Source organism: Streptomyces sp. NRRL B-24572 (assembly GCF_002156145.1).
GTDB classification, from domain to species: Bacteria; Actinomycetota; Actinomycetes; order Streptomycetales; family Streptomycetaceae; genus Streptomyces; species Streptomyces vietnamensis.
Genome location: NZ_MWIG01000960.1, coordinates 1 through 9,136, shown reverse-complemented (window position 1 = coordinate 9,136; position 9,136 = coordinate 1). Strand labels below are relative to the sequence as shown.

Annotated in this window: 5 protein-coding genes; 1 reads left to right on the top strand and 4 read right to left on the bottom strand. The window is 77.3% G+C overall.

The features are described 5' to 3' along the window. The first annotated feature begins 78 nt into the window (after positions 1-78). Positions 79-1,044, top strand: a complete 966-nt coding sequence (locus CCN56_RS38840; RefSeq protein ID WP_256962409.1) for a polyprenyl synthetase family protein — start codon at positions 79-81, stop codon at positions 1,042-1,044. 195 nt (positions 1,045-1,239) lie between these two features. Here the strand turns inward: CCN56_RS38840 and CCN56_RS38835 are convergent, their stop codons facing one another. Genes CCN56_RS38835 through CCN56_RS38820 form a run of 4 tightly spaced genes read right to left on the bottom strand, consistent with a single transcriptional unit; the run spans position 1,240 to position 8,915 of the window. After that, positions 1,240-3,036: an AMP-binding protein gene (locus CCN56_RS38835; RefSeq protein WP_256962408.1), complete on the bottom strand. Its 1,797-nt coding sequence runs from the start codon at positions 3,034-3,036 to the stop codon at positions 1,240-1,242. Continuing rightward, complete coding sequence (locus CCN56_RS38830) at positions 3,033-5,324, bottom strand: LuxR C-terminal-related transcriptional regulator (RefSeq protein ID WP_256962407.1); 2,292 nt, start codon at positions 5,322-5,324, stop codon at positions 3,033-3,035. Before CCN56_RS38830 ends, CCN56_RS38835 begins: the two co-directional genes overlap by 4 nt. Beyond that, the gene (locus CCN56_RS38825) at positions 5,321-7,894 is read right to left on the bottom strand and encodes a BTAD domain-containing putative transcriptional regulator (RefSeq protein ID WP_086832328.1); all 2,574 of its coding nucleotides are present in this window, start codon (positions 7,892-7,894) and stop codon (positions 5,321-5,323) included. Before CCN56_RS38825 ends, CCN56_RS38830 begins: the two co-directional genes overlap by 4 nt. 10 nt (positions 7,895-7,904) lie before the next feature. After that, positions 7,905-8,915 carry an AfsA-related hotdog domain-containing protein gene (locus CCN56_RS38820; protein ID WP_086832327.1) on the bottom strand — a complete coding sequence of 337 codons (1,011 nt, stop codon included), beginning with the start codon at positions 8,913-8,915 and terminating at the stop codon, positions 7,905-7,907. Between the last annotated feature and the right edge of the window lie 221 nt (positions 8,916-9,136).

Below are 9,136 nucleotides of genomic sequence, written 5' to 3'. Positions count from 1 at the left end.
GGTGCTTCCCCTCACTGGGCCGCGCCACCCCGCCCCCGCAGGCTGGGTCATGAGCGCAGCCCAGTGAGGGGAAGCACCATGACGCAGCAACGACCGGCCCGGCACACCACCGCACCCGTGGCACCCACGACGATCCGCGACCGGGTGCTCGACCGGGTCGAGACGAGGATCGGCGACCTGCTCACGGCCGAGCACCGGCACTGGGCCGTCGCCGACCGGCACGCGGCGGCCCTGATCAGCGACGTCGCGACGATCGTCCGCGGCAGCGGCGACCGCATCCGCCCCGTCCTCCTCCTCACCGGCTACCTCGCCGCCGGAGGGGACCCGGACGCCCCGGCGGCCGTGGACGCGGCGGCGGCCCTGGAACTCCTCGACACCTGCTGGACCATCCGCGGCGACACCCGCGACGGCGCCGTGCTGCGCCGGGGCCTGCCCACCCTCCACGTGAGCCATGCCGCCGAACACGAGCGCAACGGCTGGCAGGGCGAGTCCCGGCGGTTCGGCGTGCACACCGCCGTCCTCGCCGGCGACCTCGCGCTCGCCTTCGCCGACCGGCTCGGCGCCACCCTGCCCGCGCCGGCCAGGACCAGGTGGGAGCGACTGCGCACGGAGCGCGTGCTCGGCGCGCACGGCGCCTCCGCCGCGCGGGCCGCCTACCGCGACGACCCGTGGCCCGGATCCTGCGTCGCCGGGAGCTGCGCCGGCGGCTGCGCGGCGGGCTGGTACGCCGTGGCCCAGCCCCTGCTGCTCGGCGCGGAACTCGCCGGACGCCGCGACCTCGCCGAGGCCTACGGCGCCTACGGCGCGAAGGTCCACGCCGCCTGGCGGCTGCACGGCTTCCTCACGGGCGGACCGGACTTCGGCGACGGCGCGGACCTGATGCGGGAGCTGCTCTTCGACGACCGGCAGCGGCGCGAGGCGCGCGAGCTGGCCGCGGAGCTGGCCACCGCCGCCGGAGCCGTCGCCCGCCGGGCCCCGCTCCCCGTCGCCTGGCGCGCCGAACTCGCCTCCCTCGCCACCCGCGCGTCCGGCACCGCGGCCTGACGACCGGACGCCTTCACCGGCCCCTGCCGGTGAAACCGCTCCGATCCAGACGTCTCCGTCCCCGCCGCAGTGTGCGGCCGACCTGGTGGCCACACCCCCGTGGACGGCTCGCTCCGACCTCGGCGGGTTCCCCCGGTGGGCAGCGTGGCCGGCCCCGGCGGGCCCCCGTGGGCAGCGCGCGGCCACCCCCGGCCGCTACGTCCCCGTCGGCACCGTGCGCGGCTGCCCCGGGCGCAGGCGTTCCAACCAGGACCGGAGCCAGTCCCGGCGTACCGCTCCGAGTTCGTCGCGCGGCAGCGAGCCGACCAGTTCCAGACGGGTCGGCAGGGAGGCCTCGCCGGTGCCGAGGGCCGTCAGGTGCCCGCGCAGCTCGAGGAGCGAGGGCGGTGCCTCCTCGACGGCGGGGACCACGACGGCGCAGGGCCGCTCACCGAGCTCCTGGTCGGTGTGGCCGACCACCGCGACCTCCGCGACACCGGGGTGCGCGAGCAGGTCCCGCTCCACCAGGTCCACCGGCACCATGAAGAGCGCGCCCGTCCGGGTCCCGGCCCGTCCGGTCACCTGGATGCCGCCGAGCCCGTCGGGCCTCGCGAGGTCCCCGGTGTCCAGCCAGCCCCCGGAGGCGCCCCAGGTGGCCACCGGCGCGGGATCGCCGTGCCGCCAGGTCGCCAGACAGACGTGGGGGCCGCGCACCCGGAGCGCCGACGCCCCCGCGGACGGCTCGCCGCGCCCGGGCAGCGGCGAGACCTCCAGGCCGGTGAGGGGCATGCCGTCGCTCGCCCCTTCGCGTTCGGCGGGGATGTCGCCCCTGGTCAGGGTCCCCATCCCGAGCTCCGGCGCGCCCCACACGACGCGTACGGAGGCGCCGAGCGCGTCGGGGAGCTCGGCCAGCAGGTGGTCCGCCGTGCCCGTCCGGCCGCCCGAGAGGACCAGCCGGAGGGAGCCGAGCGCGCGGGGGCGACGGCGCTGGGTCGCGAGCACCTCGGCCCAGTGGGCGGGGGAGGCGTACGCCTGGTCGACCCGTGCCGCGTCCATGAGGTCCAGACAGCCGCCGGGCGTCCACACGTCCTCGTGGACCCCGGTGCCGCCGACCGCGAGGGGCCAGCACACGGTGTAGAGGAGGGAGGCGAGGGAGGTCAGGGGCAGCGCCGAGTAGAAGACCTCGCCGGCCCGTCGACCGGGTCCGGTCCGGTCGTCCTGCGTACTGATCGTGGCGTACAGGGTGTTGGCCGTGTGGCAGATCGTACGGAAGGACTCCCCGGTCCCCATGACGGTGACCATCAGGCAGATCCGGTCGGCGGCCCGGTCGTCGGGGGAGACGGACCGCCGGCCGTGGGGACCGCGCTCGTGCGGGGTCCGGAGGAAGTACGCGTCGAAGTCGACCGCACCCGCCGGCCGCGGGACCCCCGGTGCGTCCGCCCCGCCGGCGACCACGCGGTGGCGCAGCCAGGGCAGCTCCGCGGCGCTCTCGGCCAGTGCCTCCGCGTGGGCGTAGCCGTCCCAGACCTCGGGCACCACACAGATCCGCGCCTGGGTCGCCTCCAGGACGCGCCGCAGCCCGCGCGCCCGCACGGTCGGCAGCACGGGGACGGCCACGGCACCCAGGCGCAGGCAGGCGAGGAAGAGGGCGGCGGTCTCCCAGCGGTTCGGCAGCTGGTACGCGACGGGGTCGCCGGCCCGGATCCCGAGCGAGGCCAGTGCCGCGGCGAAGCGGTCGACGTACAGGTCGAGCTGTCCGTAGTCCAGGGTCGTCGTCCGTCGTCCGGCGGGCCGGTGGGTGCGGTGCTGCACGATCGCGGCCCGCCGGGGGAACCGGGCCGCCGCGCGCCGCAGGTCGGTGGCGAAGGTGTCCGTACGCCACCATCCGTGCGAGCGGAACGCGCTCGCGACGTCCGCCGGCGGGACGAGCGCAGCGAGGGCGCTCCGCACGTCGCCCGGGGCGCTGCCCAGGCCGCCAGGGGCGCTGTTCATGCCGCCGGGGGCGCTGTTCATGCCCACTTCCCGATGGCCCAGGCGACCTGGACCCGCGAGGAGCAGTCGAGGCGTCGCATGACCTGACGGACGTGGTTGACCACGGTCCACTCGGACAGGCCGAGCCTCGCGGCGATCTGGCGGTTCGTCAGTCCTTCCGACACCAGCATCGCCACCTGGATCTGCCGGGGCGTGAGCGACTGCTTCTCGGCGGCGGGCGTGTCGTCCGCCCCCCGCGCGGGGGCCGGAGCCGACAGCGCCTCGCGTACGGCCGCGTCGGCGTCCAGCGCCAGGCCCTCCGCCCGGGCGGTGGAGAACGCGGTACGGCCGAGGCGTGCGCGCAGCCCGTCCAGGGCTTCCCGGAGCGCGGCCCGGCGAGGCTCCGGGGCGCGGGTGCCCAGGCGTTCCCGCAGGCCCTCGGCCCCGGCGATCAGCCGGACCACCCGCGGCTGCTGGGCCGGGCTCGTGTCCAGGACGTGCAGGGCGAAGAGCTCCAGGACGTACGGGAGCAGGGTGAGCTCACCGGTCTCCGCGCACAGGGACAGGGCCTCGCGGAGGAACCCGTCGGCGGCACCCCGCTGCTCCGGTCCCGTGCTCAGCTCGGCCGAGCGGGCGAGCGCCTCGACGAGGCCCCGCCCGTCGCCCAGACGCCGCAGCTCCTCGCGCGCCCGGTCGAGCGCCTCCCGTGCCTTGCGGCTGCGGCCCAGGGAGTGCAGGGCCCCGGCCAGCGGGGCGGCCGTGCGGGCGGCGGGCCCGGCGGCGCCCAGCGACTCGAGCGTGGCCGCCGACGGCTCGAGGGCGGCCAGGGCGCCGTGCGCGTCACCGTCCGCGAGCAGCGCGGCCCCCAGGTGGGCGGTGACGAGCGCCGTCTGCCGGCGGTCGCCGAGCCGCTTGCACAGGGCGAGGGCGGCACGGTGCCGTCGCACCGCCTCCGACGCGTCGCCGCGGGCGGCGGCGAGCTCGCCGGACAGGTCGAGCAGACGGGCCGTCGTCGCCTCGGGAACGCCCCGGCCGCCCTGCGCCAGGCGGTCGCACCGGGCCGTCCCCTCGCGCAGCAGTCCCCGCGCGAGCCAGACCTCCCGGAAGGCGAGGGCGGTCGCCGCGGCCGTCCCCTCGTCGCCCCGGTGGCACAGCCGGTCGAGTGCGGCGAGCACATTGGGCGTCTCGGCGGCGAGGACGCCGAGCCAGTGCGCCTGGTCGGTGCCGCCGAGACGCGGTGCGGCGGCGGAGACCAGGCGGGCGTACCGGTCCGCGTGGTCGTCCGCCGCCGTGTCGAGCCGGGCCTCCGCCTCCAGGGCGTCGCGGCCGTACGAGCGGTACGGCTCCGGCACGGTGTACCCGGGCTCGCCGGGGCGTCCGTCCGGGACGAGCGCGAGCACGCCCCGGTCGAGGAGGGCGTCCAGGTGCTCCTCGTCCGGCCGGTCGAAAGCGACCGGCCCGAACCCCGGCTCGTACACGGAAAGCCTTCTCAGCAGCGCGTGTTGACCTGCCGTCAGGCCGCGGCAGCCCCAGGCGGCCAGCGCCGCGAGGGACCGGTGCCGCTCGGGTGCGGTGGCCGGACCGCCGGAGAGTACGACCGGACGCCGCCGGATGCGGGAGAGCAGCGAGCGCGGCGGATACGACCGGCAGCGGGCGGCGGCGAGTTCGAGCGCGAGGGGGAGGCCTTCGAGGAGGACGCACAGATCCGCGACGTCCCCGGCGTTCTCCTCCGTCAGGGCGAACCCGGCCCGCGCCTCGGCGGCGCGCCGCAGGAACAGCTCCACGGACGCCACCCGCGCGAGGGCGTGCGGATCCTCCCGGTCGGCCGGCCGGGGGACCGGCAGCGGCGCCACCGGTACGAGCTGCTCGCCGTACACCCCGAGCGGTTCGAGCGCGGTGGCCAGCACGGTGATCCCGGGCCCGCCGTCGAGGAGCGCCGCCACCGCGTCGGCGGACGGCCGCAGTTCGTGGTCGCAGTCGTCCAGGACGAGCAGCGAGCGCCCGGGGGCACGGGTGAGTTCCGCCGCCGCGTCGGCGACGGACCCGGGACCGGCCGGATCGGGTGTCCGTACGGCGTCGAAGACGTCGCCCGGCACGGGCGGGGCGCCGGACCGGGTCACCGCGTGGGCGGCCGCGGCGGCCAGACGGCTCTTGCCGACCCCCGCCGGACCGATGAGCGTGAGCAGACGGACGCCGGGATCGCGCAGACGTCCTTCCAGGGCCGCCAGTTCCTCGGCCCGGCCGACCAGCGCGCCGCCCCGGCCCCGCGGCCGGTGTGCGTCGACGGTCGCCGTGGCCCGCTCCGACAGCAGCATCTCGTTCCCCCTCATCGGACCCACCGTCGTCGGTCCCGTCGCCACCGCCACACTCCCGGTCGTACTTCGAGCGGGCCCGGCGGGCCGTCGAGACGGCGCAGGGCCCGGCGCGCGTACGCCTCGCGGCGGCGGTCGCCCAGGACGGTCGCGAGGGCGAGGCAGTCCGTGAGCGGCCCGACCGCGGCTCCCGTCCCCTCGGTCTCGATCGCCACCAGGGCCTGGACCCGGTGGGTCTCGTAGCGGCCCGCCGCACCGCCGGCGGCCGCCGCGTCGAGGGCGCTGCGCACCAGCTCGGCGGCGCGTTCCACCCGGCCGCCGTCCAGGCGGAGTTCGGCGAGACCGGCCAGCGACCGGGCCCGTTCGTCGGCCTCACCGGCCTCCTCCGCCCGCCGCGCGGCCTCTCCGTACAGCTCGGCGGCCCGCTCGACGGCACGCTGCTGCCAGGCGAGGTCGGCGAGCTTGCGCAGCATCCGCGCGTGCGCGGAACCGTCGTGCGCCCGGTGGGCGGCGTCCAGGGCCAAGGTGTGCGTCTCCTCCCAGAGGTCCCAGGCGGCGGTGCGCTCCAGGTCGTCCGTCAGAGCGTCGGCGAGCCGCACGACGAGGGGCCAGAGACCGGCGCCGTGCGCCGTCCGCACGATCCGCGCCGGCGCGTCCAGGTCCTCGGCGGTGAGCGGCGGCGCGGCCGGCGTCCCGAAGGACTCCACGGAGGCCTCGCACATCCGCACCCTCGCCGCACGGATCGACTCCTCGGGGTCCTCCGCGGCGAGGAATTCCGCGGCGAGGACCCGGAGCAGCTCGGGAAGCTCGTACGTGTCCGGGGCGGGGGCCGTCAGCAGATGGTGGTCCACCAGGCACTCCACCAGCGGGGCGGCGGCCCCGGTCCCCAGACCCAGGACGGCGGCGGCCGTGCGCGGCCCGAACCGTCCCGGGGGCAGGACGCCGAGCAGTCGGAACGCGGCACGCGCCGTCGCCGGAGCCGTCTCGTACGCGCTCATCAGACGCTGCCGCACGTCCAGTTCGCCGACGCGCAGGACGTCCAGGCGGGTCGCCTCGTCCCGGAGCCGCCCGGCGAGCGTCTCGCCCGTCCAGTGGGGGCGGGCCGAGAGCTGGAGCGCGGCGGCCCGCAGCGCCAGGGGGAGCCGGCCGCAGAGCCGCGCGATCTCCGCGGCGGCCGTGGGGCCCGCGGCGGCGAGCAGCTCCTCGGCCTCCGTCTGTTCGAGCGGGCCGAGGCGCACGGAGCGGAGCCCCGGCGAACCGTCCGGCAGGGACCGCCCGGTGACCAGGGCGGTGCTGCCCGCGCCGGTGGGCAGCAGGGGCCGCACATGGGCCACGGACGGGGCGTCGTCCAGGACGAGGAGCATGCGGCGCGCCGCCGTCAGACGGTGCAGCGCCTCCAGCGGCTCGACCGCCGGGCCGGCCGGCACCCCCGCCAGGCGCAGCAGCCGCGCGGCCGCCTCGGCGGGACCGAGAGCGGGACCGAGAGCGGGGCCGAGAGCGGGGCCGTGGGTGGGGTCGTGGGCCGGACAGAGCGCAGGGCCGAGAACGGGGCCGTCGTCCGGCCGCAGATCGAGGAAGAGCAACCCGTCGGGGAACGCGTCGGCCGCACGCCGGGCCGCCGCCACCGCGAGGGCCGTCTTGCCGGAGCCCGGAGGACCGGTCACGGCGGTCCACCCGCCGGGGCGGGGCTCCGTCAACGCCTGCTCCACGAGGGCGAGTTCGCGCTCACGGCCCACCCAACCCTCGTCCGGCGCCGGCAACCCCCCCGACACGGTGGGATCCAGGAGGGGGCGGAGCGTCGCCGTGGCGGGCGGAAGCGGCTCGTCCTGGGTGCTCAGGAGCTCCTGATGGAGCCCGCGCAGCCGGGCGCCCGGTTCGGCGCCGAGCTCGTCGACCAGCCGGCGGCGCACCTGCGCATAGGCGTGCAGGGCCTCCGCCAGCCTGCCGTCGCGGTGGAGCGCGGTGATCAGCAGGGCGTGGAGCTCCTCGCGCAGCGGATGCTCGACGGTCAAGGAGCGCAGTTCGGTGACGAGTTCCCGCGCGCGGCCGAGGTGGAGGTCGGCCCGGACGCGCTGCTCGACGGTCTCCAGGCGGGCTTCCTCCAGCCGGGCGGCCGTGGCCTCCAGGAGCGGGCCGCAGGGCGTGCCGCTCAGGAACGGGCCGCGCCAGAGCTCCTCGGCCCGCCTCAACAGGGCGGCGGCGCGGGCGTGGTCGCCGTCCCGGAGCGCGTCGCGGCCCTGCTCGCGCAGGTCCTCGAACACCGCCAGGTCGAGTTCGCCGGGCGCCGTGTGCAGGACGTAGCCGGGCCGCCGCGTCTCCAGGACCTCCCGGCCGTCGCGCGGCCCCGCGGCGGACAGCGCCTTGCGGATCTGGGACACGTACACGTGCAGGGTGGTCAGGGCGGTGCGCGGCGGGCCGTCCGGCCACAGCTCGTCGACGAGGCCGTCGACCGGCACGATCTCGCCGGTCCTGGCCAGCAGGGTGCCCAGGACGGCGCGGACCTTGGGGGGGCCGGGCGTATGCGCTCCCGCGGAGGCCGGGCCCGGGTCGCCCACGACCTCGAGGGGGCCCAGGATCCGGAATCTCATGGGTGGTTCCTCACAGGTCCTGGACCACGACCGTGCGTGCTTCCGCGACGGCCTTGCGGTCCTGGGTGAGCGTGAGCGTGACGGGCAGCGACGGCCTGCCCGCCGGGTCCCGCTCCAGCGGACCGGGCACGGCGACACAGCGCAGCGGGGCGCCGGTCGCGGCGGAGCCGCGGAACTGGACCTGCGAGGCGGCGAGGGTGCTGCGCCCCGCCACGAGCCCGTGGGCGCGGCCGGCGGCGAGCAGGGCGGTCTGACGCAGCGACTCCAGGAGGTGCAGTCCGGGCAGCCTGCCGTCCGCCCCGGCGAACACCGCGCCGAGCCCCTGGGTGAGGATGCGGGCCGACAGACGGCCTCCCGAGAGCTGTTCGGCCTCGCCCACGAGCACGTTCCCGGGGTCGGAGCGGCCGACCGACGCGGCGTCGGCGCGCGCCGACGCCCGGAGCGGCGCCCGGTCCTCCTCCGGCGGCGAGGCCTCGGCGGGGCGGGCGTACCCGAGCTGGCTGCGGTAGAGCGCGGGCGCCAGGAAGACGACGCCGGCCGATCCGGTGCCGCAGCGGCGGCCGTCGATGCTCACCTCGACGTGGAACGTCAGGCTGCGGGGCACCCCGTTGATGACGTGGACGGGTGTCGCCCGCAGCCGGGTGGTGAGCCGGCTGCCGCCGTCCGGGCCGGTGCGCCAGGCGGAGAGATCGGTGAGATCGAGGCCGTACGCGTGGAAGAGGCCGGGACGCTCCGGCGGCACGCCGAAGTAGCGGTGCCCGACGAACTCGCCGATCTCCCGCACCGACTCGGTGACGACCTGGACGTCGTGGAACGAACCGGGCCCGTCGTTGAACAGGGGGTGCCCGTCGGGGAGGTGGTCGGCGATCACGAAGTGCTCCTCGCCGACCCCCGGTGCGTCCAGACAGCGGTCCCACGACAGCGGGCAGTGGATCAGATGACGGGTGGTGCCGAACGGTGCGGCCCCGTTCCCGTGGGTGTACGTCGCGGGCCTGTGCCCCGCCGTCATGGCGTCCGTCATGGTGCCCCCCTCGATACGGCGTCGAACGCGCTCTCGATCAAGGGTGCGGGGGTGCCGTGCCGCCCGCCAGCACGGCACGGTGGCAGCAAGCTGCACGACCGGTTCTGCCGGGTCCGCGCAGGCCGGGACGCCGCGCTCTTTAGCGAAATCCAACCGCACCGCCGGACAGTTGGGCGCAGGCCCCGCCCGGGGGCGGGGGAATCTCCCGGGCGGGCCCGCGC

Excerpts from the sequence above, each read along its gene's own strand:
- CCN56_RS38840 (WP_256962409.1), top strand. The coding sequence starts at position 79 with ATGACGCAGCAACGACCGGCCCGGCACACCACCGCACCCGTGGCACCC.
- CCN56_RS38835 (WP_256962408.1), bottom strand. The coding sequence starts at position 3,036 with ATGAACAGCGCCCCCGGCGGCATGAACAGCGCCCCTGGCGGCCTGGGC.
- CCN56_RS38830 (WP_256962407.1), bottom strand. The coding sequence starts at position 5,324 with ATGAGGGGGAACGAGATGCTGCTGTCGGAGCGGGCCACGGCGACCGTC.
- CCN56_RS38825 (WP_086832328.1), bottom strand. The coding sequence starts at position 7,894 with ATGAGATTCCGGATCCTGGGCCCCCTCGAGGTCGTGGGCGACCCGGGC.
- CCN56_RS38820 (WP_086832327.1), bottom strand. The coding sequence starts at position 8,915 with ATGACGGACGCCATGACGGCGGGGCACAGGCCCGCGACGTACACCCAC.